The organism is Salinispira pacifica, assembly GCF_000507245.1.
Taxonomy (GTDB): domain Bacteria; phylum Spirochaetota; class Spirochaetia; order DSM-27196; family Salinispiraceae; genus Salinispira; species Salinispira pacifica.
On the sequence record NC_023035.1, the window covers coordinates 1,232,914 to 1,258,785 of the forward strand.

Genomic DNA, 25,872 nt, shown 5'->3' on the forward strand with positions numbered 1-25,872 from the left:
GGTAATCATGGACATTCAGCATACTTCGGTTCTGGCGGAAGAGGTGATCGAATATCTTGCGCCTGACCGGGAGAACGGAATATTTATTGATTGCACCCTGGGAGAAGGCGGGCATTCGGAGCGTATTCTTGAATCCTTTTCCGGGATCAGACTGGTGGGTATTGATACTGATGCGGCAATTCAGGCCAAGGCCAAGCGCCGGCTTGAGCCGTACAAGGATCGTACCACATTTTACAACGGTTTTTTCGATGAGTTTTTCAGGGATTATCCCCTGGAGGAACCTGCGCACCGGATTCTCTTCGATCTCGGAATCTCCATATTCCACTATAACGAAAGCGGCCGGGGCTTCTCCTTTTACCGGGACGAGCCTCTGGACATGCGGCTTAATCCCCACAGGGGAAGGCCGGTTCAGGATATTCTCGCGGGAATTTCAGAGGCTGAACTGCGTCAGCTGCTGTTCGATTACGGTGAGGAACGCTACGGCCGGAGGATCGCAGCGGCGATTATCCGAGCCCGGGATGAGTCGGCCATAACCTCATCGCTTCAATTGGCGGGAATTATTGAAAACGCCGTCCCTGCGGCATACCGCTACGGCAAGATCCACGCAGCCACCAGAAGTTTTCAGGCGCTGCGAATTCTTGCAAATGCAGAGCTGGAACGGATAGAACCGGCCATGGAAGATGCATTCCGGCATCTGGAGACCGGCGGACGCATGGGAATAATCAGTTTTCACAGTCTGGAGGACCGGATTGTAAAACATCGCATGAAAGAGTGGGCAAAGTCCTGTATTTGTCCTCCGGAAGTGCCGATGTGTGAATGTGGGGGAAACCTCTTGTTCGTCTGCCTGTCCGAAAGGGCGTCACCGCAGGGGAGGAAGAGGTAAAACAGAATCCCCCATCCCGGAGCGCCCGTTTACGGGTTCTTGAGAAACTCCGGGATTCAAGGCATGATGCATGAGTTCACGGCTGTTGAAACTTTTTATAGGGCTGCTTGTTGTTGCGGTGCCTCTGCTGATGTTTGCCAATGTATGGCGTTCCCATCAGTATTTTGATCTGGAAAACCGGGTTGAGGCATTGAGAAATGATCAACAGGAAGCCGTAGAACGAAACAAACGGCTGATTACCGGTATTTCCATTCTCCGTTCCCCCGGGCGCATTATTACCGAGGCCCGGAAGCTGGGTATGGAGATGTCCGGAAGCGATCAGCTTACGGTAATAGATGAAGATCCCTGATGAATCCGCACCCAGCCGGTGCCGGTCGTTCAGGGTGTTCCTTGGGAGGGGAGTATGGCCGGGTACCCGGTGGCGTTATCACAGGATGAATTTATCCGAAGGGTGAAAAAGGATTCCGCATGGAGAGCCTTTATCCTGGACAGCCGTCAGGTATCCCGGGGAGATGTGTTCTTTGCTCTGCAGGGTGAACGGGTGAACGGACACTCATATATCCCCCAGGCAATTGAAGCGGGTGCCCGTGCTGTGGTTCTACAGCGCCATTATTTCGAAAACCATCAACAGAGTCTTCTGGAAGCTGCCGGTCTGGGTGAGCACTGCGATGAAAGTCCGCTGGTTCTTGCTTCGGAGTTGTCCGAAGAGCACGATACCGTGGTGTTTGTAAGTGTGGAAAGCCCCCTGGAATGTCTGCAGGCCGCCGGCGCAGCCGTTCTGGCAATGAGCGGCGGGTTTCGGATCGGTATTACCGGAAGCAACGGGAAAACGGGCACCAAGGATCTGCTTGCATCGGTGCTGTCCCGGAAGGGAGACTGCTTCAGCCGAAAAGGCAATTTCAACTCGGTTATCGGTCTTCCGGTGCTTATGGCCCAGGTCCCTGTCAATACTGATTATACTGTCATGGAAATGGCAATGAGCGAGAAGGGGGAAATGGAGACCCTGTCCCGCCTTGTTCGTCCAAACGCCGCATTAATCACAAACATCGGGACTGCCCATATCGGAAACATCGGCAGCCGGGAGGGAATAGCTGAAGAAAAATTTCAAATTTTTTCTTCCATGACCGAAGACGGGGTGGCCGTACTCCCCGACGACGATCCCTGGGCCATGAAATATCTTGAAGAGCATCCTCTGCAACAGAGAATTCTTTATTACGGCCTTGGCTCCCGACATGGCTTCAGCATTCTTGCTGAAGACGTTGGGGAAACCGTCATCGCCTACCAGGGAGGAGAGTTCAGGCTTCCATTCAGCGGAAGGCACATGCTGCATAATACTGCGGGGGTTATCACTCTGGCACGGCAACTTGGGCTCAGCGATTCAGAAATTCAGGAAGGTCTGAATGGGTTTCAGCTCCCCCAAGGCAGGGGCAATATTATCCGGGGTCATTCGCTCCTCATTGATGACAGCTACAATGCCAACGCCGATTCAATGGCTGCGGCAATTGAACAAGCCGCCCAGGTTGCGGTGGAGCGGCAATTGGTGCTGATATTGGGCGATATGCTTGAGCTGGGTGATTACAGTGATGAGCATCACCGGGATGTGCTGTCCCGCGCCATGGATGCCGAACCTTCCGCCATACTGCTGCTGGGGGAGTATTTTTCCCGGGCTGCGGATCACTTGGGGGGTGCCGGTTTAGATCCCGCGGATAGCTCTGGAGTGCATGCCGCCGCCGATATTGAAGAGCTGAAAGGGCTCTGCAAATCTATCATACAATCCGGAAGCGCCATACTGCTGAAGGGCTCCAGGGGAATGGAATTGGAACGGATTATTCCATTTTTGCCGGGTCTGGAACAGGAACGGGAATCAGGAGGAAAACCCGGTGTTTAAAGAGTTTTTGTATCCTTTGGTGGAGTACTTCACTCCGTTTAATATTTTTCAGTACATCACGTTCCGCTCCGCATATGCGGCGGTCACCAGTTTGCTGATCACCTTCTTATTCGGGCACCAGATAATCGATCTGCTGAAGAGGCGCCACATCGGTGAGGAGATCAGGGGTGACGGACCCAAATCCCATGTGAGCAAGACCGGAACTCCCACCATGGGAGGAGTGATGATTATTTTTTCAACCTCCTTTTCGGTGCTTTTGTGGATGGACCCCCGCAACCTCTATACCTGGGTCAGTCAGCTGGCCATTCTGGGATTCGGGGCAGTGGGTTTTATTGATGATTACATTAAAGTGTACATGGGCAAAAAGAGCGGGCTTCCCTCCCATGTGAAGATGGCCGGACAGTTGCTGGTAAGTACCGCCATCATGTTATTGCTCTATTTCAACAGGCATGAGTTCACCACTCTGCTGTATGTGCCCATGGTGAAAAATGCGGTGCTGGATCTGGGCGTGCTTTTTATTCCCTTCGGGGTTTTCTGGCTTGTGGGTTTCACCAATGCGGTGAACCTTACCGACGGACTGGACGGTCTGGCAACCGGATTGAGCATCATGGTGGGGCTGACCTTCGGTGCAATTGCGTATCTCACCGGACGGGTGGACTTCTCCCAGTATCTTTCAATTCCGTATCTGGCCGGAGCAGAAGAGATCACCATTCTTGCCTTTGCCATGGTGGGGGCTTCAGTGGGATTCCTCTGGTACAACAGCAACCCCGCGGAGGTGTTCATGGGAGACACCGGCAGTCTCATGCTCGGCGGTACCCTGGGGGTGATGGCCATCATGATTAAAAAAGAGCTGCTGCTGGTGATCGTGGGAGGAGTATTTGTCCTTGAAACCCTCACGGTAATAATTCAGGTGGTCAGTTATAAGATGCGAAAGAAACGGGTTTTTCTCATGGCTCCCCTGCATCACCATTTTGAATTGAAGGGATGGGCGGAGACCAAGGTTGTACAACGGTTCTGGATACTGGGAGGCTTGTTTGCCATTCTGGGATTATCCACGTTGAAAATTCAATAGGGGCAGTGAAGGATAGTATGGCACAGGGATTTCAGGCGGAAAAAATACCCAAGCAGTCCAATGGAGTGGATGTGATTCTCCTTGCATCGATCCTGTTACTCCTGGGGACAGGTCTGTCCATGCTCTTTTCCGCCTCGTATTACCGGGCGGATTTCCTGTTCAACGATCCCTATCATTTTATCCGCAGTCAGAGCATGTATGCTGCATTGGGAGTTCTTGCAGGTCTTGCGGTGCTGGCAATTCCCATGAATCTGCTCACCAGACTGATTCCCCCCATGATTTTTCTGTCAATTGCTCTCATGCTTCTCACCTTCATTCCCGGAGTGGGGGTGGAATATCTGGGGGCGCGGCGCTGGATTCAGCTGGCGGGCTATACATTCCAGCCTGCAGAACTGGTGAAGCTCACTCTGATTGTGTATCTGGCCTATATTCTGGGGAAAAAGCAGGACAGGCTGGAAGATGTGGTGAACAGCCTTCTTCCTCCATTTATTATTGTGCTGCTCTTTGTGGCGCTGATCTACCTTCAGAATGATTTCTCATCGGCCATGTTTCTGGGCTTCATCGGCTTGACTATGTTCTATATCGCCGGAGTGAGGATGCGTCATTTTATCGCCCTGGGTTTTATTGTGGTTCCCCTGGGAGTAATTCTTCTGCTCAGCCGGGAGCATCGGGTGATCCGCCTCATATCGTTCCTGGAACCGGAGAAGGATCCCAGCGGAGCGGGGTATCAGGTGCTGGCATCCCTTTCAGCCCTGCGCAACGGCGGATTTTGGGGCATGGGAATCGGTCAGGGAATCCGCAAGCTCGGCGGTCTGCCGGAGGCCCAGTCGGATTTTGTGTTTGCGGTTCTTGGTGAGGAACTGGGTTTTCTGGGAGTAAGCGGTGTAATTGTGCTGTTTGGTCTTCTTGCATGGCGGGGATACCGTATTGCCGTGGCTCAGGAGAATCCCATGTATGCTCTGCTGGCGTACGGAATCACTTCGGCGCTGGTACTCCAGGCGGGAGTGAATATGGCGGTGGTTTCCGGCATGATCCCCGCAACGGGAATACCCATGCCGTTTTTCGCATCCGGAGGATCCTACCTTCTGATTACCATGATCCTTTCAGGGCTGTTGCTCAAACTCTCCATGCAGAGAAGCTCAACCGAAGAGGATGGGGCTGAACCCCGGGAGCAGGCCTATGGCTGACTTTCTTTCAGATCACAGTCTGTGGGAGCATAAACATCCGGGGTACGGCAATGCGGAGTACGCCAAGCCCGGTGAATCCCCGCATCCCGATTACCGCTATGAAAAGTTCGGATCACGGGGGTTTTCTACATCGGGGTTCACTGACGAATCGGTTCATCAAACACACCTGCACAACGATGGCCGGAAAAATGGAAGAGGCAGAACAGACAGCGGAAGAAAGGACCCGGGTAAAAAGCGCCCTGCGAACCCGGCGTCACTTATCCGGAAAACGCTCAATGTTCTCATCATCCTGCTGGTGACCATCCTGGTGCTGGAGCTGGTGTTCCATTTTGTTATTGCCCCCGGTCTTGAGCTGAAGCATGTGCAGCTGGACAGCGATATGGATATCACCATGCAGGAAGTTGAGCAGGCCGGAGGCTTCTCAACGGGAGATCTGTTCTACCGTTTGGATGAGTCGGGAATCCAATCCCGGCTAGAAGCCCTCCCCGAGGTGCTGGAGGCTGAGGTAAAGCGGATCTTTCCCGATTCCCTGGGAGTGAAACTCCGCCAAAGGGAAGAGCTGGCTATCGTCATGCTCCAGGGGGATCAGGGCTATGTTCCCGCAGCGGTGGATTCCCAGGGGGTGATTTTCCGGACCGGCAGAGAAATCCGCAATTGGGAACTGCCGGTGATTCACGGAGTGGAACTGGAAAACAGCAGTCCCGGGGCTCAGTTGAACACCCCGCAGCAGCGAATGCTTCAGGATGTTCAGAATATCATGAAGGAGTCGCCTCAGCTGCTCCGGGCCTTCAGCGAATTGCGAATGGATGAGGTATATCCGGGAATTTATGAATGGGTATTGATTCCCGTTCATATGCAGGTAAGACTTCGGGCCGCAGCCGGCCTGGACGGGGATACCGCGTTGTTTATGCTCAAGACCCTGGATATGATGAAGGATCGGGGGCTCGAGGAAATTGACGAGATTGATTTCAGGACCGGTGACGTGATATACAGCAATGAGAGGGGAGAGTATGGCCTGGAGTGATCCAATTGTGGGCCTGGATATCGGCACCACACGGGTGTGCGCGATAATCGGGGAGTACAACGAAAACGAGGAACTGGAAATTCTCGGAGTAGGTGTGAGTCCCTCCAACGGTTTGCGCAAGGGTGTGGTTATCAATATTGAGGCAACCCAGAAATCGGTGCTGGAAGCCGTGGAACAGGCCGAGCAGATGGCCGGCCGTGAAGTGGAAACGGTTGTGGCCAGCATTGCCGGTCCCCATATTGAGGGCATCAACTCCCGGGGCGTGGTTGCGGTCAACAGCAAGGGCCGGGAGATCACCCAGAACGACGTGGACCGGGTAATGGAAGCCGCCCGGGCGGTGGTTCTGCCCATGGACCGGGAGATCATCCACCTGCTGCCCCAGGAATATCTGGTGGACGAACAACGGGGCGTAAAAGATCCCAGAGATATGATCGGAGTCCGTCTTGAGGCGGAGGTTCACCTGATAACCGCATCCATTACCGCAGCACAGAATCTGATTAAATGCATTAACCGAGCCGGATTGAAAGTAAGCGAAATGATGTACGAATCCCTGGCGGCATCCAGGGCATCTCTTACTCCCGAGGAGAAGGAGATCGGTACGCTGTTTATCAATATCGGGGGAGGAACCACCGATATCATGCTCTATTTGAACGGAGCGCCCCACTATACCTCGGTCCTGCCTCTGGGCGGGAAGGAGGTGAGCTCGGACATCGCCATCATTCTGAAAATACCTTTTGAGGAAGCGGAAAAGATCAAGATCCGTGACGGATTCTGTCTTGCTTCCATGGTTGAGGAAGGGGGCGAACCGGTGATCATTCCGGGAGTGGGAGGGCGTCCGCCTCTTTCAACTGACAGAAACACCATTTGCTCATACATACAGCCCAGAATGACCGAGATCTTCGAGATGATTAAGAAACGGGTGGAGAGCGAAGCGGGGTTCACCGCCTGGCAGAGTCTGGGCGGCGTTGTGCTCAGCGGCGGCGGAGCCATGCTTCCGGGAACCGTGGAGCTTGCTCAGAGCATATTTCCCACCGCAGTCCGGATGGCAGAACCCTTCGGGGTGAACGGTCTCAGCCGGGAAGTGTGCCGCCCGGACCGGAGTACCGCCTACGGCCTGGTGCTTCAGGGAGCCCAGCAGGCCCTTCTTCAGGGACCGGTCATCCGGGATACCCGAAGCCGCAAAGGTGGCGGGCTGAAACAGTGGTTGAGAAACTTCTTTGAGTAGCACAGGGGGAGCCGGAGGCGCACCGGGCCGGGACAGCCGCCTGGGCGGGAAGAAGAAATATCAGCAGGAGCATTGCTGAGAACTAGATATTGAATGCAAAAAACGATAGAATAGAACAAACGGCGAAACAGAATCTCTGTTTCGCCGGTGGGGATTCGGACTGCAGCCGGATCCAGCATATTTCGGGAGGGGAATATGAAGTTACACATACTTGAGGACAATGCCGCAACAGGGGACCCCGCGGCAGAGCCTCACACCACGGGCGACGCCCACATTCGCAGCGGAACCAGTCCCACGGTAATTACCGTTGTAGGGGTTGGAGGCGGCGGAAGCAATGCCGTCAACCGCATGATTGAAACCGGACTGCTGGATGTAAATTTTATCGCCATGAACACCGATCAGCAGGCGCTCCACGGCAGTATGTCGAAAATCCAGGTGGCTCTGGGGCAGAAACTCACCGGAGGTCTGGGTGCCGGCGGCAATCCCGAAGTGGGTGAACACGCCGCACAGGAAGACACCGAGAGAATACGCGAGCTTCTGGGCGGATCGGATATGGTATTTATTACCGCCGGAATGGGCGGGGGTACCGGAACCGGTGCCGCCCCGGTGATTGCCCAGGTAGCCAAGGAACTGGGCATTCTCACCGTGGCAGTGGTGACCAAACCCTTTCACTTTGAAGGAATCCGAAAGCAGAAAATCGCACAGGGCGGAATTGATAAACTGAGGGAGCATGTGGACACCCTCATTACCATTCCAAACCAGCATCTGCTGAGCATCGTGGAGAAAAACACTCCCATCCGTCAGGCCTTTCTGGTGGCAGATGATGTTCTTCGCCAGGGCGTACAGGGCATTTCCGACCTTATCACCCAGGAAGGGGATATCAACATCGACTTCGCCGACGTGCGCACCATCATGATGGGCAAAGGCGATGCGATTATGGGCATCGGCATCGGTACCGGAGCGAACCGGGCCGTGGACGCCGCCACCAACGCCATAAACAATCCTCTTCTTGAGGACGCAAACATCGAAGGCGCCAAAGGACTGCTGGTGAATGTATCCGGCGGAAGCAACTTTGCCCTGAACGAGTACCAGGAGGTGATGGACATTATCACCGCCAATGCCGATGACGATGCACTGATCATTGCGGGTACCGGTGTGGATGAACGTCTCGGGGAAGAACTGAAGGTTACGGTGATTGCCACCGGGTTTTATCAGAGCAGCAGCCGCAGTGCGGGAATCCGTTCCACGGCCCCCGAACAGACGGTTGAAGAGGAAGCCTCCGATGAGTCCCAGAGCGGCAGCTCGGCGTACATCAGCCTGAATGACTGGAATAAAATGACCGGGAAAAGCGATGCCCGTCCGGCTCCGGAAGCGGGAGGCCACACATCCCGCCATTACAACGATGATGAACTGGATATTCCGGCGTACATCAGGCATCAGCGGAATAAAAACCGGGATTGATCCGGGAGCCTCCCCCGGCGGGAGGCGGAGAAAGGCACATGGACCCGGGAAAGTTTTTTATTGATCATCTCAAATTCGAGCTTCAGCTTGCGGACCGTACGGTGGAAACCTACGGCCGGGAGATTCGAAGCTTCATCAAATTTCTGGGAGCCAGGGGCAAAATGCTCAATGACTGCGACGAGGCGGTGATTCAGGAATATCTGGTGCTCCGGCGGAAGGCCGGTGTGGATGACCGGACGGTGGCGAAAATCATCTCCGCCCTTCGGCAGTTTTTCTTCTACCTGATGAAGGAGAAGGAGGTATCAACCAATCCCTGCCTGAGTCTGGAAATGCCCCGTATTCCCAGAACTCTTCCCGGTGTGCTCAGCGTTGAAGAAGTGGAATTGATCCTGGAACAGATAGATACCGACTCCCCTCTGGGGCTCAGGGACCGCTGTCTCTTTGAGCTTATCTATTCCTGCGGTCTGCGCATATCGGAAGCGGTGGATTTGACTTTGGAACGGGTCCATATGGATGAATCCCTCATACGGGTGAGAGGAAAAGGGGATAAGGAGCGGATTGTTCCCATGGGTGAAGAGGCCGCCCACTGGATCGGCCGATACATTCATGAAGGGCGCAGCAGGCTGTATAATCCTCAAAGAAGCGAGCGCTATGTATTCCTGAATCACTTCGGGGGGAAGCTCTCCAGAAAAGGAATGTGGAAGAAATTCAAGGAGATAAGTCAGCGGGCGGGAATTTCCGCCAAGGTTCACACCCTCCGCCACAGTTTCGCCACCCATCTGCTGGAGGGCGGTGCGGATCTCCGTTCCGTCCAGGCTCTGCTGGGGCATGCGGATATCAGCACCACCCAGATATACACCCATGTGGACAGGGACGACTTGCAGGATTATCATACAAAATATCACCCTCTGGAAGAACAGGTGCCGGGGAAAAGCGGCGGCTGAAGTTCCGGAGCATCTCTGTCCGGGTACCTGCGCAGCAGGGAAGGGTTGGAGGCCCGTCGGGGCGGGGCGAGAGCCTACAAAAAGGAGAAGTCATGAATATTCAAAAAATCGAAGAACAACTACGAAGCTATTTTGCCTCCAGGGGAGTGTCTCTTCCCGATGCATTTCCCTGTCCTGAACCACAGCATAGCGGTGAGAAACGGGAATTGAAAAGCTATTTTGATCACACCCAGCTGAAACAGGCTGCGGGTGACGGGGAATATGAGAAGCTTTTCGATGAAGCCCTGGAGTATGAACCCTTCTCTGTGTGCATACCCTCCAGCAGACTTCCTCAGGCAGCCCGCCGGCTGAAGGACAGCCCGGTGAAGCTTTGCACCGTTGTGGGATTCCCCTGGGGATACGATGCTACGGAAGCCAAGGTTGCCGAGACCATACAGGCCATTAATGAAGGCGCCCATGAGATCGATATGGTGATCGCTCTCGGATTTCTGAAGGACGGGGATTATCTGTACGTCTATGAGGATATCCGCAAGGTGGTTCAGGCTGCAGGGGGCAAACTGGTAAAGGTTATTCTTGAAACCTCAGAACTGAGCGATGAAGAAATCGTACAGGCTTCGTTTATCGCCGGCTGGGCGGGGTCGTGGTTTATTAAAACATCAACCGGTTTCGCCTCCGGCGGAGCCAGCGTGGATGCGGTAAAGCTGATGCGCCAGGTTGGCGGAAGCATTCTTGGTGTGAAGGCCAGCGGGGGGATCCGGAACCGGGAGTTCACCCTGGAGCTGATCGAAGCCGGAGCCGACCGAATCGGCGCCAGCGCCACTCCTGCCATTCTCACCGGCGCAGATGCCGGAGGTTCGGGATACTGATCCCTCGGGGTGCCTAAGCCGGAATACTGAGTCCGGAATACTGAGTCCGGAATACTGAGTCCGGGGATTCCGGTCCCCGGCAGGGATTTTCCTCAGGAGGGGAGATGAAGTATATGATCAAATTGATTGCAGTGAAGGGCCCGGGAATACGCAGAATGGTCGCGGTCTGTGGAATCATACTGATTATTCTGCTTGGAGCCTCCTGTTCATCCGGAGAAAATTCCGGATTCATCGACAGTCTGATCAGACTCAGTCCCAACCGCTACAGCGATGAGCCTCCAACGGAAGCCCAGATGGAGGAGTGGAGGGAAGAGATCCGCCGCTACGAATCGATAATCCGGGAAAAAATCGAAGCGGCGGGGTCGGCGGTGAATTATTACAAGCTTTTGGCCGAGGAATACTCCCGGCTTGGCATGCATAAACTGGCCCTGGAAAACTACCAGTCAATTCTTGAGATCGAACCCTCCAACCATGTGGTTCTCCATTCTGCGGGGGTTTCTGCGGGACAGTACGCCCTCTCCCGGCCGGACGAGGGGGCCAAAACAGAATATCTGAGGATGGCTGAAGGATACTACCGACGGGCAATTGAGGTGAACCCCGGCTACAAAGACCCCTACGTGGGCCTGGCGGTGCTTCATGTTTTCGAATTTGATGAGCTCGATGAAGGCAAACGGGTGGTGAACCAGGGGTTGGAAATCTTTCCCGACAATTCCCGGCTGCTGTTTGTGCTGGCCCGGATTGCCCTGATGGAGAACCGCAGCGAGGATGCCGTGGCCATCTACAACCGGATTGCTGAAACCGCCCGGCGGCCTGACGAAAAAGATGCGGCCATCCGCAATCGGGAGGCGCTTTTATCCGGTGAATAGGGTGAATGGTTCACCCCATGGATTTGGCAATTCACAGAATATCATTTCTCAGTACCGGAGAAAAACTGATTCTCCAGGGGCTAAACCTGGGCAGGGAGGAGTTCTGCAGCCTGACCCGCTACCGCCTCTATGAAATTGGGTTGAGCGCTCCCCGGAGAGGGAAAAACTTTCACCCCCGGGAACTCTATAACTACACTCAACTGGATCTGCAGTGGCTTGAGCGTCCGGGCTGTCACGCCATTGGAATCTGGGAGCCGGCGTATCCCTGGCTGCTGAAACAGATCTATAACCCTCCGTTTCTTTTATTCATCCGCAGCAGAAAAGCTCCTGTGCCGGGATGGTCGGGAGATACCAGCATAGCAATGGTGGGTACCCGCACCCCCAGCGTGGCGGGCTACGAGGGCGCCCACAGGCTGGCCGGAGAACTTGCCCGGAGAGGAATCAGCATCGTCTCGGGCCTGGCCCGGGGGATCGATACGGCCTGTCATAATGCGGTTCTCAGTACGCCGGGGATCACCCACGGCGTATTGGGGCACGGCCCGGATATGCTCTACCCCGCCTCCAACCGGGGGCTGGCTGCCAGAATTCTTGCCTCAGGCGGTGCGCTCGTTTCAGAATATCCCCCGGGCACAGAACCCCGTCCATACCGGTTTCCCGAACGAAACCGGATTATTTCCGGGCTTACTCATTCGGTGATTGTACTGGAAGCGCCTGAAGGATCCGGAGCGCTGATCACCGTAGACTATGCCCTGGAACAGGGCCGTGACGTCTGCGTTCTCGGCGGAGTAGATACCCGGAGAAACGGCGGAGGGCTGCAGCTGCTGGGACAGGGTGCCTGCCGGGTGTATTCTGCCGAAGATGTGCTGAATCACGTCTTTCCACTGGTGGGCTTGTAATATCGGCCTCCAATTATAGGCCTGAGAAGCTCATTGATCATGCCTGCCGTGACGATGATATGAATATGCAGGATGATCATCAGAAATTGGTGGACGAGTATATCGAATACCTTGAAGCCGTCCGGGGGCTCTCGTTCCACAGTGTCACCGCCTATCGCCGGGATATTACCCAATATATTCTCTGGCTTGAATCCCAGGGAGATGCTCCGTTTCCCGTGGATGACCGCACCCTTCGTGCCTACATGGGGCAGCTGGGCAGAAAAGAATCGGCTGCAAGGACGGTGAACCGGAAACTGTCGGCCCTACGGGGGTTCTACCGCTTTCATGCCCGCAGGAAAGCTTCCCGGGGCGGGGGGACCGCTCCCTCTACCCACGGAGCGTCTGCGGCACCCGCCGGCCCTGACGCAACCGATGCATCCCCCGGCTCCGCCGCTCCTTCGGGCCCCGATGCGTCTATCGACGCCGGAGCCGCCGTCCCCGGAGTAAAGGGTGTAAAAGCCCCCAGGGACCTTCCTGAATTTCTGTACGAAGACGAGATGAACTCACTGCTGATAGAGCTCGAAGAGAAGGCTTGCGACTATTTCGGCTGGCGGGACCTTTTGATCGCCCACCTGTTCTACAGCACCGGCTGCCGTTTAGCTGAACTCAGCGGTATATCCAGGGAACAGGTTGAGCGGAACCCTGCCAGGATCCGTATCCGCGGAAAGGGCGGAAAGGAGCGGATTGTTTTTCTCTCCTCCCAAACCCGCCGGATCATCCCTGACTACCTTGCCCGCAGAAAGGAATTTCTGGAGCAAGGGGAAGATCCGGGAGCTCTTTTTCTCAACCGGAACCGTCGGGCTTTGAGCCCCAGGGGAATTCAGTATATACTTGGGAAAATCAGTACCACCCGGAATTTACCGGGATCCCTTCATCCGCATATGTTCCGGCACAGCTTTGCCACGCATCTTATGAACAACGGAGCGGATATCAGGATGGTTCAGGAGATGCTGGGGCATGAGAATCTCAGCACAACTCAGGTGTACACCCACACCAGTCTGGGGGCTCTGCGGGATTTATACCGGAATGCCCATCCTCACAGCCGCCGCAGGAATATTTCCGGTGACCGGAACGGGGAGCAGGGATAAGTCGGCTTCCGTCAAGTTCGGCAGTTTTTCCTGTTCTCCATACGCTTCCTGATGTATATTTTCCCTTTGAACCGGAAGGGCAGTGAGCCGTCCGGCGATAATCCCGGCCGCAGGATGCGGCGGGACCACTGATACAATTATTTTTATTCACAGAAGGAGGGTGGATGGCTGAGAAGATACGCAGCACCACCGTGATTGCTGTAAAAAAAGACGACAGTATTGCAATGGCAGGTGACGGACAGGTCACCATGGGAAATGCGGTAATGAAGGGCAACGCCAAAAAGGTGCGCCGGATTTACGACGGAAAGGTGCTTGTGGGTTTTGCCGGGGCAACCGCCGATGCGTTCACGCTTTTTGACAAGTTTGAGGCCAGTCTGAAAGAATTCAACGGAGATATTACCCGTGCTGCGGTTGAGCTTGCCAAGTTGTGGCGAACAGACCGGATGCTGCGGAAGCTGGAGGCTCTTTTACTGGTTGCCGACAAGGATCAGATCCTTCTTATCTCCGGAACCGGCGATGTAATCGAACCGGAAACCGGCGCAATCGCCATCGGCAGCGGAGGAAACTACGCTTATTCCGCAGCTCTGGCCTATATGGACGGCAGTGAACTCAGTGCCGGAGATATCGCCAGGAGAAGTCTTCAAATTGCCGGAGACATCTGTATTTACACCAACCAGAACATCGTAGTTGAGGAGTTGAATTGATGCTGAAACTTGAGGAATTAACTCCCCGTCAGATCGTAAAAGAACTGGACCGCTATATTATCGGGCAGGAGAAGGCCAAGAAGGCGGTGGCCATTGCTCTGAGAAACCGGGTCCGCCGGCAGAAACTTCCCGAGGATCTTGTTGATGAAGTGGCTCCGAAAAATATCATCATGATGGGGCCTACCGGTGTGGGAAAAACCGAGATCGCCAGGAGGCTTTCAAAACTCACCGGTGCACCCTTTGTGAAAGTAGAGGCCACAAAATACACTGAAGTGGGGTATGTGGGCCGGGATGTGGAATCCATGGTCCGGGACCTGATGATGGTATCGGTGAACATGGTGAAAAGCGAGCTCCAGGAAGAGGTTCGGGAGGAAGCCGAGGAACGGGTGGAAGAACAGCTTCTTGATCTTCTTTTACCCGGAAGCCGAAAGTCCCCCAAAAATGGCGGAGGAATGGCCGGGCTCTTTTCCAAGCGAAGCGGCACAGCGTCAGGGTCCGCATCAGGAGCCCCATCAGGTGAAGAAAGCGGGAATGTGAAAGAGCTTCCCCCAGCGGATTCAGAAAGTGAAGAAACAGCTGCACAGGTATCCGATTCCACCAGGGAAAAATTCCGCCAGAAGCTGAGAGACGGCAAGCTTGAAGAGAAAGAGGTGGAAATTTCCGTCTCCAAGAGCAATATGCCGGCAATTGAAATATTTTCCGGCCAGAACCTTGAAGAGATCGACCTGAATCTTGGCAGCCTGGGAAATATATTCGGCGGAAAGAAAAAGAAAAAACAGACCACCATTGCCCGGGCCAGGGAAATTCTGCTGGCCGAGGAAATGGAGCGAATGGTTGATACAGACCGGGTTGCGGATATCGCCCGCCAGCGTGTGGAAGGCCTGGGAATTATTTTTATTGACGAAATAGATAAGATCGCCGTGAAAGAGGGGCGGAACAGCGGAGATGTGAGCCGTGAAGGCGTACAGCGGGACATTCTGCCCATTGTTGAAGGCAGCAAGGTGAACACCAAATTCGGGGTGGTGGATACATCCCATATTCTGTTCATCGCCGCGGGAGCCTTCCATATGAGCAAACCCAGCGATCTGATCCCCGAGCTTCAGGGCCGGTTTCCCATCCGGGTGGAGCTTGAAGCCCTCACCACCGAAGATTTCTATAACATTCTCACCCAGCCGCAGAATGCCCTCACTCTGCAGTACGTTGAGCTGATGAAGACCGAGGGCGTGACCATCGATTTCAGCGATGAGGCGATCCGTGAGTTGAGCCGCCTTGCTGCCGATGTGAACAGCCGCACCGAAAACATCGGTGCCCGGAGGCTTCACACCATCATGGAACTGCTTCTGGAAGAGCTCTCATTTACTGCGCCGGAACTGAGCGGTCAGTCCGTACCCATCACCCCGGAATATGTCCGGGAACGTCTCAGCGATATTGTCCAGGATCAGGATCTGAGCCGCTACATTTTGTAAGCCGGATTTTTACGAAAAAGCGGGTCGAAAACCCTTATAATTTTCTATTCCCTTCCGATGATGAAAGCAGAGTAATCTTCGGGAGGGATTATGTACACCAATAACAACTGGGGTAAAAGCCTGGACATTCTCCAGCGCAATATGAGTGTGAATCTCTATCGGCAGGAGGTGATAGCCAATAATATTGCCAATGCCGACACCCCCAATTTCAAGCGCCAGGAAGTGAACTACGAAACCAGCCTGAAAAAGGCCCTGGAGAGCGAAAATCGTCCGGTTTTTGATGCATACCTCACCAACGATAAGCATGTTGCCTTTGACCGTGAAATAGACTACCGCACCGTTGTGCCCAGACGGGTCACCGATTTTCTTACAACTGCCAAAAACAACGGCAATAACGTGGACATAGAAGTTGAATCCACAAATTTCATTAATGCCCAGCTGTCCTATAATCTCATGGTCAGTTCGGTGAATCACAATTTCAACAATCTGAATATAGTATTGCAGTAAGGAGGCTCTGAATGGGAATGTTTTCCACTCTTAATATCGCATCCAGCGGACTGACAGCCCAGCGGCTCCGTCAGGATGTTATTGCCAACAATATCGCCAATGTGGAGACCACCCGGACCCCCGAAGGCGGACCCTACCGGCGCAGCCGGGTGATTGTTGCTCCCAGCACCGAAGGAACCACCTGGAAGAGCCAGTACTTTCCCAAAGCCCTGGACTCGGGAGTGGGGAGCGGCGTGCAGGTGGTGGAGATCGATAAAGACATGGATGATCCTCTCCGGCTGGTGTACGACCCCACCCATCCCGATGCAATTAAAGCCGGCCCCCAGGCGGGATACGTGGAGTATCCCAATGTGAATGTGGTGGAAGAGATGACCGACCTCATCTCCGCATCCAGAAGCTACGATGCCAACATCGCTGTTGTGGACGGTGCCAAGAACATGTTCATGAAAGCGCTGGAAATCGGCCGATAGCATGAATACCCCGGAATCCACGGAGAATTCACTGAGAATCGGGGTTATCCGGCCGATGGAGTGAACTTTCCCTTAAGTTCCCCGGCTGACGGTCGAGGATTAAAAGCGGGAGGAGAACTATGAGTATACAGTTCAACGCGAATTTTCTGAATCCGGCGCAGGTAAGCGGCGATCAGTTTGCTTTGTACAAGACCCACCGTTCCCATGTGGGGGATGAGGGGCTGACCGTTCCGGAAGGACAGAAGAGCTTCGGCCAGATGCTTTTCGACTCCCTGGAAGGGGTGAATCAGGAACAGCAGTATGCTCATGATATCTCCGTTCAGGCTGTGGCGGATCCCGATTCCGTGGATCCCCATGACGTGACCATCGCGATGGCCAAGGCAAACCTGAGCCTGAGCATTACCAAGAATGTTGTGGATCGCGTGGTACAGGCGTACCAGGATATTACCACCCTGCGCTGATAGCAGCGTCCGGGGATGAGTGATTCTTCCCCGAAAAACCATCTAAAAAACCTCTCACACAGTGTGTGCGCGCCCGGCTGAACCCCTTGTTGAGCATCCGAGGCGCTTTTTTTTGTGTTTTATCTCAATTATCACTGGAAGTTTATGTTTTTTCCATGTAGAATTCCATTTGTGTAGGTTTATGTTTGCACATTCTGTTCTTTGATAGGCACCGCTGGGGGTGAACTCGGGTTTCTGAGACCGCCGGTCCATGTGCCGCACCAGAATTTTGCCTGACTCTTGCAGGTGGTGTGCAGCTTTTCCGTTCAGTTCTTTGGGAGGGGATATGAACGAATGGTTTAAGAAGCTGTTTGACCAGATAAAGACCATATGGTCCAAATGGTCAGCTCTACAGCGGATAATCTTCATCGGCGTCGGCCTTGCAGCCATTGCCGGTGTTACTGCGCTGATACTCTTCAGTGCGTCTCCAAGCATGGAACCCATTCTCACTCAACCGGTTACCGACGAAACACTGCGCCAGCAGATCGGCGCCCGTCTGGATACCGAGGGAATTGAGTATGAGGTGACTGCCGACAATATTCTCATGGTGAAAGACCGCCCCACTGCGCTCCGCGCCAGGGCAATTCTTTCCACCCAGGGGCTTTTGCCCGGGGATACCGACCCATGGGCCCTTTTTGATATGGACCGTTGGACCATCACCGATTACGAACGGGATGTGAACCTTCGCCGATCCATCACCAATCAGCTCATACAGCATATTGAAGCTCTTGATGACGTGGACGATGCCAGCGTATCCATAGTGATGCCGGAGAAAACCCTGTTTTCAGAGGATCAGGATCCGGTTACCGCATCAATAATCATCACGCCCAAGCCCGGAAGCGATATTGCAGAAAACCGCACCGAGCTGGAAGGAATCCAGGAGCTGGTGCAGTTCGCCGTTCCCGGACTCACCGCCGACTATATCACCATTTCAGATACATCCGGACGGAAGCTCAATGATTTTGAGGGGATGGCGGATTTTGACCGGCTTGCCCTGAATAAGCGGGAGCTGGAGCTGAAACGTGACCTGGAGCAGCAGTATATACGTCAGATAAAAAACTCTCTTTCCGGGATTTTCACCAAGGACAGAATCGAAATACTCAATATCGAGGTGGACCTGGATTACGGGAACCGCCAGACCGAAAAGGAAGAGTATTTCCCCATAGTAGTTACCCCTGACAATCCCGCCACTCCGTTCAGCGAACGGGAAACCACCCTGAATGTTCTCCGTTCCAGGGAAAACTTCGACGAGGACTACCAGGGAAGCGGGTTTAACCCCGAAGGACCTCCTGGAGTCGAGGGTCAGACTCCTCCCAGCTATCAGGATCTTGAGGGGCTGGTGGGTGAATACAGCCGCAGCCAGGATAAGGAAAACTTCGAAATTAACCGCCAGGTAACCACCGAGACCGGTTCGCCCAGCATTGAACGGATTTCCGTGGGTGTGGCCATCGACGGCGTGTGGCAGTGGCAGTATCTTGATAACGGACAGGTGGATATAAACCCCGACGGAAGCATCAACAGGAGCTATACTCCGGTGAGCCAGGAACAGCTGGACAGAGCGACTGAACTGATCCAGGGCGCCGTTGGCTTCAGTCAGAACCGGGGCGATGTTGTGACGGTCCGCACCATACCCTTCGACCGAAGCGAGCAGCACCGGGCCGAGGATGATGAATTCCGCAAGCGGCAGCAGACCCAGCAGATTATTCTCTTTTCACTGCTGGGAATTGTGGTGCTGCTTATCATATTCATCGTATTCCGCCTCATAACCCGTGAAATCGAGCGCCGGCGGCGTCTCCGGGAAGAAGAACTTGCCCGGCAGCATCAGGCCATGCGGGAAGCCGCTCTCAGAAGCGCCGAAGAAGAGAGCGCCGAAGTGGAAATGTCCGTGGAAGAGCGGGCGCGGCTTGAGATGCAGGAAAATGCCATCAATATGGCCAGAGAACATCCCGAGGATGTTGCACAGCTGATCCGAACCTGGCTGATGGAGGAGTAGTATATGGCTAAGCAGGCACAGGCCGGGGGAAAGCGGGGCGGTCAGAAACGCGAAATGAACGGCCGCCAGAAAGCCGCCATTTTCCTGGTCACTCTGGGAAGCGAAATATCTTCAGAGATATTCAAACATCTCAGAGAGGATGAAATAGAAACTCTCACATTCGAAATTGCCAGACTGGAAAGCATTGAGGCGGAAGAACGGGACATGGTTCTTACCGAATTCCAGGAACTGATGATGGCCCAGGACTTCATCACCACCGGCGGGATCGACTATGCCCGGGAGCTGCTGGAAAAAAGCCTGGGAAGTCAAAAGGCGGTGGATATTATCAACCGCCTCACATCCAGCCTTCAGGTGCGGCCCTTTGATTTTATCCGGCGAACCGACCCTACCCATCTGCTGAACTTTATTCAGCAGGAGCATCCCCAGACGATTGCTCTCATTCTGGCCTATCTGGAACCCAACAAAGCGTCTGTGATTCTGGGCAGTCTGCCCCACGATATTCAGTCGGATGTTGCCAAGCGTATCGCAACCATGGACCGGACTCTGCCTGAGGTTCTCAGGGAGGTTGAACGGGTGCTGGAAAAGAAACTTTCAACCCTCAGTTCCGAAGATTATACCTCGGCAGGGGGCGTTGAGAGCATCGTTGAGATCCTCAACCTTGTTGACCGCTCCACCGAAAAAATTATTATAGAGAGTCTGGAAGAGGAAGATCCTGAACTGGCGGAAGAAATCAAGAAGCGGATGTTCGTATTCGAAGATATCGTTATGCTTGATGACAGAGCAATCCAGAAGGTTATGCGGGAAGTTGATACCGCAGAGCTGGCAAAGGCACTGAAATCTGTGGATACGGAAGTGCAGGATAAAATCTTCCGCAATATGTCCAAGCGTGCCAGCCAGCTGCTGAAAGAGGATATGGAATATATGGGACCCATCCGGATGAAGGATGTAGAAGAAGCCCAGCAGAAAATTGTATCCATCATCAGGAAGCTTGAAGAACAGGGCGAAATTGTTGTTGCACGGGCCGGTGAAGATGAGCTTGTGGTATAATTTCTCTGTGGTTGTCTCCGGTGTTATCCCCGGCGCTGTCTCCGAAATTGAGTACGGCCAGGAATTCCGGAGAACCGCAGCTTCCCTGATGGCCGCAAAGGAGTAGGCATATATGGCCAAAAATGTATTCCGAAACGGGGAATTCAACCTGTCCCGGGAAAAAGTGCATATATCTCCGCCTGAAGCCGCCTTTCCCCAGCTATCACAGGGAAACCAGGGGGCGGGAGCCGCAGTGCAGGAGCTGAGTCCGGTGGATGAGGTTGAGGAATATACCGGACCCACAGCCGATGAACTGCGCCGTGAGGCTGAAGCGTTTAAGGCCCAATGGGAAGAGGAAAAAGCCCGGATGGAAAGTGAGGCCAGGGCAAAAGCCGAGCAGATCATTCAGGAGGCCGAAACCACCGCCTTTGAGGAAGTCCGGAAAAAGACGGAAAACGCACAGGAAGAAAAGGAAAAGGCTGAAGAAGAGGCCCGGAAGATCGTGGAAGATGCCCGGGCCGAATCGGAAAAAATACTCAATGAATCCCGTGATAAGGCTGAAGGCATTGAAAAGGATGCCTTTCAGAAAGGCTATGACGAAGGCCGGGAAAGCGGGTACGATTCCGGGCGCTCTGAAGTGGAGCGGGTGATTGACCGGCTTCATATGATTATCAGCAAAACCATCGAACGCAGAAACGAAGTAATTGAAGAAAGCGAAGCCCAGCTGGTTCAACTGGTTCTCCAGATTGCCAAGAAGGTGATCAAGGTGATCAGTGAAAATCAGCGAAATGTGGTGATAAACAATGTGGTTCAGGCACTGAGAAAGCTGAAAACCAAAGCCGATGTAAATATCCGCGTGAATATTGACGACCTGAAAACCACCACAGAACACACGAAAGAACTGATGAGCCGTATTGAACGGGTGAAAAATGTCACCGTAATGGAGGATTCCTCTGTGGATCCCGGCGGTGCGGTGATCGAGACCGACTTCGGTCAGATCGATGCCAGGATTTCATCCCAGCTGCGGGAAATTGAAGAGGCCATCATTGAGCTGATGCCCATTGCCTCTTCAAAGCGGAGCAGAGAGCCTGACAGTCTCCTGTAATAGTTGGGAGCCGGGCTGCTTCCGGATATTACCGCCGGCATATTCCTTGGGAGGGGAGAATGAGGCGTTTTGCCAAATATGTTGAGACAGTACAAAGCATAGAAACCATCCTCTTCATGGGTACCGTACAGAAAGTACGGGGACTTCTCATAGAAAGTCACGGCCCCCAGGCAGTGGTCGGCGAACTCTGCGAAATATATCCTGCGGCGGGACACGAACCCATTTATGCGGAGGTTGTGGGTCTTCACGGAAATATTGTGCAGCTCATGCCCTTCAGCGAACCCCAGGGAATTGAAGTGGGGTCCTCGGTTGTAGCCAGCGGCCGCCGCCTTGAGGTGCAGGTTTCGGATAAACTTCTGGGAAGGGTATTGAACTCCATGGGGAAACCCATCGACGGCAAGGGTGATATTCATTCAGGGGTCAATTATCCGGCCATGGCTTCTCCGCCGGATGTCCTTAACAGGAAAAGCATTACAGAACAGGTGAGCACAGGAATCAGGGCCATCGACGGACTTCTCCCGGTTGGGAAGGGGCAGAGGATGGGAATTTTTTCCGGATCGGGGGTTGGTAAATCCACTCTGTTGGGAATGATTGCCCGAAATACTTCTGCCGATATTAATGTGATTGCCCTCATCGGCGAGCGTGGCAGGGAAGTCCGGGAATTTATTGAACAGGATCTTGGCGAGGAGGGGTTGAAGCGTTCGGTACTCATTGTATCCACCAGCGATAAGCCCCCTGTGGCCCGGTTGAAAGCCGCATATATTGCCACGGCTGTAGCCGAATATTTCCGGGATCAGGGAAACGATGTCATGCTCATGTTCGATTCAGTCACCCGGTTTGCCAGGGCCCAGCGGGAGATCGGGCTGGCTATCGGCGAAGCTCCTGCCACCAGAGGGTTCCCCCCTTCGGTGTTTTCCACCCTGCCCAGACTCCTTGAGCGTTGCGGAACCGGAGAAAACGGCACCATTACCGGGTTTTATACCATCCTTGTGGACGGAGATGACATGGATGAACCGGTGGCTGATAATGTGAGGGGAATTCTGGACGGACATATGGTATTAAGCCGCCGTCTTGCCCAGGCATATCATTATCCTTCAATAGACATTCTCGATTCCGTCTCAAGACTGGCTCCCAGAATATCTCTTCCGGAAGCCCAGAAGGCAGCCGGAGCTGTTCGGCGGCTCATGGCTCTGTACCGGGAAAATGAGGATCTGATCAATATCGGAGCCTATGCTTCCGGGAGCAATCCTGAGCTTGATGAGGCAATCAAGCGCAATCCATCTTTTTTACGCTTTCTCCAGCAGAGCATTACTGAAAAGTCTTCCCTGAGGGAAACCTTCCAGGGACTTTCGGATATTTCGGGATTACAGATTCCTCTCCCGGAACAGGAGGCGGAAGAGAATACGGAAGCGGTTGCAGAACCCGGAAGCGGGGCAGGCCCGGACGGGGATACCGAATCTGCTGATGTCCAGGCGGCCCGGGAATGAAACGATTTCGCTTTCGACTGGAACCCCTTCTCCGCCTTCGGGCCCACAAGGAGGAGGAATGGCGGCTCAAGCTGGGGCAGGCCCAGGCCGAATGTTCCAGGATTGAAAACCAGATCCAGATGCTTCACAGGGAGCGGAGTGCGGTATTTGCCTCTGATGCAGGCAATGATATGGATTATCACCTTTCCCGGGCCCTGTACCTGGGAAGAATTGAAGATAAAACCCGTGAACTCCAGCAAGATTTGACCCAGGCATATGCCAGAAAGGAAGAGGTTTTGAAGACGTATACTGAAGCACGCCGGGAGTACGAAGCTATTAATAAAATTAAGGAAAAGCGGGTTGCAGAATACCGGAAAGAATGGTTCCGGGAAGAGGCGAAGGAGATCGACGATATCGCCAACTCCCGGATAGCAGGAGGTTACCGTGGCACGTTATAACAGGGTGAATGTCGCCCCCCGGATATTTCTCTTATTTGTCCTGGTGGCGGTGTTACTGCTGGGGGGCACAATCTGGTTTGATATTCTCGGTCTGGTGGATGCACGCCCTCTCATCGGTCCTGTACTGAATCTTCTCAACCTCAGCCCCCAGGAAACGGTGGCGGTCGATTATTCCGATGTGGAGCTGCTTGACAGTATGGAACTGGAAAAGCGGGAGCTTGCCATAGATATGCACCTTGAAACGCTGGAAAACAGCCGTGAACAGCTCAGTCAGGAGGTGGAAGCGTATCAGGAACGGCTTGCACAGCTGGAAGAACGGGAAAAGATCCAGTCCGACAGGGAAAATTCATTTAATGAAAAACTCAATCGGTACGATGATAGAAGAGCAGGCCTGGTACAGAATGCACGTGATCTTACCAGCATGCGCCCTGAGGATGCCGTGGCTATTCTCAACGAGTACGATGATCAGCTTCTCATCGACACGCTGAGAATGGTGCAGGAGCTTGCAGATGAAGCAGGCACCTTCTCCCTGGTATCCACCTATCTGTCATTGCTGCCCGAAGACCGGGCCGCGGCAATTCAGCGGAAGATGACTCAGAAACCTTCCCTGAGTTCCCCCAATGACTCATAGATAAGCGCTGCGCCAGGCTCTGCAGGAGGAAGCATGCAGAATCTGAGCGTAGCGGACATATTTCCCTCTTCCATTCCCGAGCACCCCAGAGTGCAGAGCCCAATGAACCGGGACCACGGGGGAAAACAGTTCTCAGATTATTTTACCCCGCCGGCTGAACCGGCGTACCGGCCGCTGATCAGGGAGCCGGGAATGGTTCCCGGATTCACCTCAGGCAGCGGCGCCGGAATGTATCCGGCATCCGATCAGCTCTACAACAGTATCTCCTCGACACATGATCTCCTGAAATCCCCGCAGCAGCTGAGCAGACATCGCAAGCCGGGGACCCATACTCCACGGAGCTTTATCAGTCTGAACAGCGAATCCGGGAACAGGGCGAAAAACTCCGGGAAGATGCACGCTGGGCTGAAGCAGCGGCCGAATCCGCCTCGGCCCGGGATGCCGCCGCAAAAGAAAAGGCAGAAAACGCTGCAGAACATGCGGCCTCCGCCGGAAAAAATCGCCAAAAGCAATCAGAAAACCAGAAAGAATCGGCAGCGGCACCGGACAAGCACGCCGCGAAACAGGCGAAGGTTCAGGGAAGCGTCCGGGACGGGAATGACCAGAGTGTCAGTGGTCAAAATGAAAATGCCGTTGCCGGCAAGGCCGGGGAGAAATTCCTGGATTCCTCTGATGCAGCCAGGAACGCAAAAGCCGGCTCAGAGATAAAAGCAGAGAAAAATGCAGAGATAAAAGCCGCCGCATCTGGAAAAGGCAACGTATCTGGAAAAGCCAACGGAATACACGCTGAAGCAGCGGAAAACGAAGCAGCCAAAGCCTCACAAGCAGAGAAATCGGCGAATGCAGGTTCCGGCAGCGGAAAAACCGGCGGCACCGATTCCGGCAACGGGGCCGAGGCTGCCGCCCCGCCACAGGAAGCTTCCGGCCTGAAGAATCAGCGGGGCGGTGAATCCCGTGGAGCACACGGCGAAGCCGGGGGAGCTGAAGACGGAAAATACCGGAAATTCGCTTCGTCTGAGACGTCAAAATCCGGAGAATCCCTCCAGGGCAAATCTGCCGCCGAAAATGCAGGATCGGATAAAGCCTCTGCAAACGCCGCCGCCAAGGGTGCCGGAGAGAACGGTGATCCCGCAGTGGCCGCAAGCAGAAATTCGGACAAACATACCGAAGGTCAAACCAGGCTGAAAAACCCATCTGGAGCCGGGACCGGTGAAGCAGGAAAAACCCAGACGGTACAGTCCTCCATTCTCAGCCAAAGCATGGATCGGATATCCGGCAGAGGCGGTCAAAACGGCTCATCGGGTACACTTTCCCAGGGGGCGGACGCCGGGGATTCCAAAGTTCTCTCTTCCATGGTTCAGCAGGCCCGTGATACTGCGGGCGGGACGTTTCAGGGAAACACGGGAGACGGCGGAGCCGGTGACGGTGCCAAACAGGGCGGAACATTTTCCAACAGCATGTTCGCTCAGTCCTCGGTTCAGCCCGGGACATCTGTGAGCAGCAGCTCCGATTTTCAGGTTTTTCTCGGACCCGAGGCGCTGGCCAGGGGCGCAGAAGGCCTGCAGCAGGGGCAGGGCGGCCGGAATTCGGCGGCAGGAGCCGGAGGTCGTCAGACCATGAGCTCTTCGGAAATGATGAACCAGTTCAAGGAACAGTTCCGGGGCCAGCTGGGCAGCGATGTGGTGCGTCAGGCCCGGTACATCTTCAAGGGGCAGAACTCCGGCGAGATCAGCATGGTGCTCAAACCCGAAAAACTCGGAAGAGTACGGATTAAGGTGAATCTCCAAGATAACTCTGTAGCCGGAAAAATATTTGTCGAAAATAAGGATGTGGAAGCGGCCTTCAATGAAATGCTTGATGATTTGAAGGAAATGTTCCAGGAACAGGGGTTTGATGACCTGAGTGTAGATGTTCAGCTGGAAAACGGCAGCGGGGAAGATACCGCCCAGCCGTTCCGGATGGCCGATGACAACGGTCTGTCGGGGACGGGTGAACAGGCCGGCAGCTTTGAAAACCAGATAGCACAGGCCCGGAGCTATCTCCGGGAGTATGAATCGCTTGATATATTGGCCTGACCCCAGACAGCCGGCAGATGTCCGGCATACCA

General features: G+C 54.2%; 25 protein-coding genes and 1 pseudogene. 25 read left to right on the forward strand and 1 reads right to left on the reverse strand.

All coding sequences use genetic code 11. The features are described from left to right. The first annotated feature begins 7 nt into the window (after positions 1-7). From rsmH to L21SP2_RS05540, 24 genes and pseudogenes are all read left to right on the forward strand, one after another. Positions 8-957: pseudogene (gene rsmH / locus L21SP2_RS05425) on the forward strand (16S rRNA (cytosine(1402)-N(4))-methyltransferase RsmH). Between the two features lie 11 nt (positions 958-968). Continuing rightward, the gene (locus L21SP2_RS05430) at positions 969-1,232 is read left to right on the forward strand and encodes an FtsB/FtsL family cell division protein (protein WP_144082934.1); all 264 of its coding nucleotides are present in this window, start codon (positions 969-971) and stop codon (positions 1,230-1,232) included. Positions 1,233-1,286: 54 nt separating this feature from the next. Then, positions 1,287-2,771 carry a UDP-N-acetylmuramoyl-tripeptide--D-alanyl-D-alanine ligase gene (locus L21SP2_RS05435; protein WP_024267484.1) on the forward strand — a complete coding sequence of 495 codons (1,485 nt, stop codon included), beginning with the start codon at positions 1,287-1,289 and terminating at the stop codon, positions 2,769-2,771. Then, entirely contained in the window at positions 2,764-3,843 is a 1,080-nt protein-coding gene (gene mraY, locus L21SP2_RS05440) for a phospho-N-acetylmuramoyl-pentapeptide-transferase (RefSeq protein ID WP_024267485.1), read from the forward strand. Before L21SP2_RS05435 ends, mraY begins: the two co-directional genes overlap by 8 nt. Before the next feature lie 17 nt (positions 3,844-3,860). Continuing rightward, positions 3,861-5,030 (forward strand): putative lipid II flippase FtsW, encoded by a 1,170-nt coding sequence (gene ftsW, locus L21SP2_RS05445; RefSeq protein WP_024267486.1) that lies wholly within the window; start codon positions 3,861-3,863, stop codon positions 5,028-5,030. Then, positions 5,023-6,054 (forward strand): cell division protein FtsQ/DivIB, encoded by a 1,032-nt coding sequence (locus tag L21SP2_RS05450; protein WP_024267487.1) that lies wholly within the window; start codon positions 5,023-5,025, stop codon positions 6,052-6,054. Before ftsW ends, L21SP2_RS05450 begins: the two co-directional genes overlap by 8 nt. Further along, on the forward strand, positions 6,041-7,279 hold the full coding sequence (gene ftsA, locus L21SP2_RS05455) for a cell division protein FtsA (protein WP_041401236.1): 1,239 nt from the start codon (positions 6,041-6,043) through the stop codon (positions 7,277-7,279). Before L21SP2_RS05450 ends, ftsA begins: the two co-directional genes overlap by 14 nt. Before the next feature lie 195 nt (positions 7,280-7,474). Beyond that, on the forward strand, positions 7,475-8,740 hold the full coding sequence (gene ftsZ / locus L21SP2_RS05460; RefSeq protein ID WP_024267490.1) for a cell division protein FtsZ: 1,266 nt from the start codon (positions 7,475-7,477) through the stop codon (positions 8,738-8,740). A 38-nt stretch (positions 8,741-8,778) separates the two neighbouring features. After that, entirely contained in the window at positions 8,779-9,684 is a 906-nt protein-coding gene (gene xerD, locus L21SP2_RS05465; RefSeq protein WP_024267491.1) for a site-specific tyrosine recombinase XerD, read from the forward strand. Positions 9,685-9,776: 92 nt separating this feature from the next. Continuing rightward, positions 9,777-10,550, forward strand: coding sequence for a deoxyribose-phosphate aldolase (gene deoC / locus L21SP2_RS05470; RefSeq protein WP_024267492.1), 774 nt, complete (start codon positions 9,777-9,779; stop codon positions 10,548-10,550). A 113-nt stretch (positions 10,551-10,663) separates the two neighbouring features. Then, complete coding sequence (locus tag L21SP2_RS05475; RefSeq protein ID WP_144082935.1) at positions 10,664-11,416, forward strand: tetratricopeptide repeat protein; 753 nt, start codon at positions 10,664-10,666, stop codon at positions 11,414-11,416. Between the two features lie 17 nt (positions 11,417-11,433). Then, positions 11,434-12,312, forward strand: a complete 879-nt coding sequence (dprA, locus tag L21SP2_RS05480) for a DNA-processing protein DprA (RefSeq protein ID WP_169730432.1) — start codon at positions 11,434-11,436, stop codon at positions 12,310-12,312. A 65-nt stretch (positions 12,313-12,377) separates the two neighbouring features. After that, the gene (locus L21SP2_RS16935) at positions 12,378-13,439 is read left to right on the forward strand and encodes a tyrosine-type recombinase/integrase (protein WP_024267496.1); all 1,062 of its coding nucleotides are present in this window, start codon (positions 12,378-12,380) and stop codon (positions 13,437-13,439) included. 164 nt (positions 13,440-13,603) lie between these two features. Further along, positions 13,604-14,143 carry an ATP-dependent protease subunit HslV gene (hslV, locus tag L21SP2_RS05490; RefSeq protein WP_024267497.1) on the forward strand — a complete coding sequence of 180 codons (540 nt, stop codon included), beginning with the start codon at positions 13,604-13,606 and terminating at the stop codon, positions 14,141-14,143. Next, positions 14,143-15,609 carry an ATP-dependent protease ATPase subunit HslU gene (gene hslU, locus L21SP2_RS05495; protein ID WP_024267498.1) on the forward strand — a complete coding sequence of 489 codons (1,467 nt, stop codon included), beginning with the start codon at positions 14,143-14,145 and terminating at the stop codon, positions 15,607-15,609. The genes hslV and hslU overlap by 1 nt, the downstream gene beginning before the upstream one ends. 90 nt (positions 15,610-15,699) lie before the next feature. Beyond that, a complete protein-coding gene (gene flgB, locus L21SP2_RS05500) occupies positions 15,700-16,116 on the forward strand; it encodes a flagellar basal body rod protein FlgB (protein WP_024267499.1) in 417 nt (138 codons plus the stop codon). 11 nt (positions 16,117-16,127) lie between these two features. Continuing rightward, the gene (gene flgC / locus L21SP2_RS05505; protein WP_024267500.1) at positions 16,128-16,586 is read left to right on the forward strand and encodes a flagellar basal body rod protein FlgC; all 459 of its coding nucleotides are present in this window, start codon (positions 16,128-16,130) and stop codon (positions 16,584-16,586) included. Between the two features lie 119 nt (positions 16,587-16,705). Further along, a complete protein-coding gene (gene fliE, locus L21SP2_RS05510) occupies positions 16,706-17,047 on the forward strand; it encodes a flagellar hook-basal body complex protein FliE (RefSeq protein ID WP_024267501.1) in 342 nt (113 codons plus the stop codon). Between the two features lie 325 nt (positions 17,048-17,372). Next, positions 17,373-19,079 (forward strand): flagellar basal-body MS-ring/collar protein FliF, encoded by a 1,707-nt coding sequence (gene fliF, locus L21SP2_RS05515; RefSeq protein ID WP_024267502.1) that lies wholly within the window; start codon positions 17,373-17,375, stop codon positions 19,077-19,079. A gap of 3 nt (positions 19,080-19,082) precedes the next feature. Beyond that, complete coding sequence (gene fliG, locus L21SP2_RS05520) at positions 19,083-20,126, forward strand: flagellar motor switch protein FliG (RefSeq protein WP_024267503.1); 1,044 nt, start codon at positions 19,083-19,085, stop codon at positions 20,124-20,126. Positions 20,127-20,238: 112 nt separating this feature from the next. Beyond that, the gene (gene fliH, locus L21SP2_RS05525; RefSeq protein ID WP_024267505.1) at positions 20,239-21,210 is read left to right on the forward strand and encodes a flagellar assembly protein FliH; all 972 of its coding nucleotides are present in this window, start codon (positions 20,239-20,241) and stop codon (positions 21,208-21,210) included. 59 nt (positions 21,211-21,269) lie between these two features. Continuing rightward, a complete protein-coding gene (locus L21SP2_RS05530) occupies positions 21,270-22,697 on the forward strand; it encodes a FliI/YscN family ATPase (protein WP_024267506.1) in 1,428 nt (475 codons plus the stop codon). Then, on the forward strand, positions 22,694-23,134 hold the full coding sequence (gene fliJ / locus L21SP2_RS05535) for a flagellar export protein FliJ (protein WP_024267507.1): 441 nt from the start codon (positions 22,694-22,696) through the stop codon (positions 23,132-23,134). The genes L21SP2_RS05530 and fliJ overlap by 4 nt, the downstream gene beginning before the upstream one ends. Then, positions 23,121-23,765 carry a periplasmic-type flagellar collar protein FlbB gene (locus L21SP2_RS05540; protein ID WP_024267508.1) on the forward strand — a complete coding sequence of 215 codons (645 nt, stop codon included), beginning with the start codon at positions 23,121-23,123 and terminating at the stop codon, positions 23,763-23,765. The genes fliJ and L21SP2_RS05540 overlap by 14 nt, the downstream gene beginning before the upstream one ends. A gap of 616 nt (positions 23,766-24,381) precedes the next feature. Here the strand turns inward: L21SP2_RS05540 and L21SP2_RS18320 are convergent. Then, complete coding sequence (locus L21SP2_RS18320) at positions 24,382-24,651, reverse strand: hypothetical protein (protein WP_144082936.1); 270 nt, start codon at positions 24,649-24,651, stop codon at positions 24,382-24,384. Between the two features lie 247 nt (positions 24,652-24,898). Between L21SP2_RS18320 and L21SP2_RS05550 the strand changes: the two genes are divergently transcribed. Then, entirely contained in the window at positions 24,899-25,840 is a 942-nt protein-coding gene (locus L21SP2_RS05550; RefSeq protein ID WP_024267511.1) for a flagellar hook-length control protein FliK, read from the forward strand. The last annotated feature ends 32 nt before the right edge of the window (positions 25,841-25,872 follow it).

Excerpts from the sequence above, each read along its gene's own strand:
- fliE (WP_024267501.1), top strand. The coding sequence starts at position 16,706 with ATGAGTATACAGTTCAACGCGAATTTTCTGAATCCGGCGCAGGTAAGC.
- L21SP2_RS16935 (WP_024267496.1), top strand. The coding sequence starts at position 12,378 with ATGCAGGATGATCATCAGAAATTGGTGGACGAGTATATCGAATACCTT.
- hslU (WP_024267498.1), top strand. The coding sequence starts at position 14,143 with ATGCTGAAACTTGAGGAATTAACTCCCCGTCAGATCGTAAAAGAACTG.
- L21SP2_RS05530 (WP_024267506.1), top strand. The coding sequence starts at position 21,270 with ATGAGGCGTTTTGCCAAATATGTTGAGACAGTACAAAGCATAGAAACC.
- flgB (WP_024267499.1), top strand. The coding sequence starts at position 15,700 with ATGTACACCAATAACAACTGGGGTAAAAGCCTGGACATTCTCCAGCGC.
- ftsW (WP_024267486.1), top strand. The coding sequence starts at position 3,861 with ATGGCACAGGGATTTCAGGCGGAAAAAATACCCAAGCAGTCCAATGGA.
- ftsA (WP_041401236.1), top strand. The coding sequence starts at position 6,041 with ATGGCCTGGAGTGATCCAATTGTGGGCCTGGATATCGGCACCACACGG.
- deoC (WP_024267492.1), top strand. The coding sequence starts at position 9,777 with ATGAATATTCAAAAAATCGAAGAACAACTACGAAGCTATTTTGCCTCC.
- ftsZ (WP_024267490.1), top strand. The coding sequence starts at position 7,475 with ATGAAGTTACACATACTTGAGGACAATGCCGCAACAGGGGACCCCGCG.
- hslV (WP_024267497.1), top strand. The coding sequence starts at position 13,604 with ATGGCTGAGAAGATACGCAGCACCACCGTGATTGCTGTAAAAAAAGAC.
- xerD (WP_024267491.1), top strand. The coding sequence starts at position 8,779 with ATGGACCCGGGAAAGTTTTTTATTGATCATCTCAAATTCGAGCTTCAG.
- dprA (WP_169730432.1), top strand. The coding sequence starts at position 11,434 with ATGGATTTGGCAATTCACAGAATATCATTTCTCAGTACCGGAGAAAAA.
- L21SP2_RS05450 (WP_024267487.1), top strand. The coding sequence starts at position 5,023 with ATGGCTGACTTTCTTTCAGATCACAGTCTGTGGGAGCATAAACATCCG.
- L21SP2_RS05475 (WP_144082935.1), top strand. The coding sequence starts at position 10,664 with ATGATCAAATTGATTGCAGTGAAGGGCCCGGGAATACGCAGAATGGTC.
- fliF (WP_024267502.1), top strand. The coding sequence starts at position 17,373 with ATGAACGAATGGTTTAAGAAGCTGTTTGACCAGATAAAGACCATATGG.
- flgC (WP_024267500.1), top strand. The coding sequence starts at position 16,128 with ATGGGAATGTTTTCCACTCTTAATATCGCATCCAGCGGACTGACAGCC.
- fliG (WP_024267503.1), top strand. The coding sequence starts at position 19,083 with ATGGCTAAGCAGGCACAGGCCGGGGGAAAGCGGGGCGGTCAGAAACGC.
- L21SP2_RS05435 (WP_024267484.1), top strand. The coding sequence starts at position 1,287 with ATGGCCGGGTACCCGGTGGCGTTATCACAGGATGAATTTATCCGAAGG.
- fliJ (WP_024267507.1), top strand. The coding sequence starts at position 22,694 with ATGAAACGATTTCGCTTTCGACTGGAACCCCTTCTCCGCCTTCGGGCC.
- fliH (WP_024267505.1), top strand. The coding sequence starts at position 20,239 with ATGGCCAAAAATGTATTCCGAAACGGGGAATTCAACCTGTCCCGGGAA.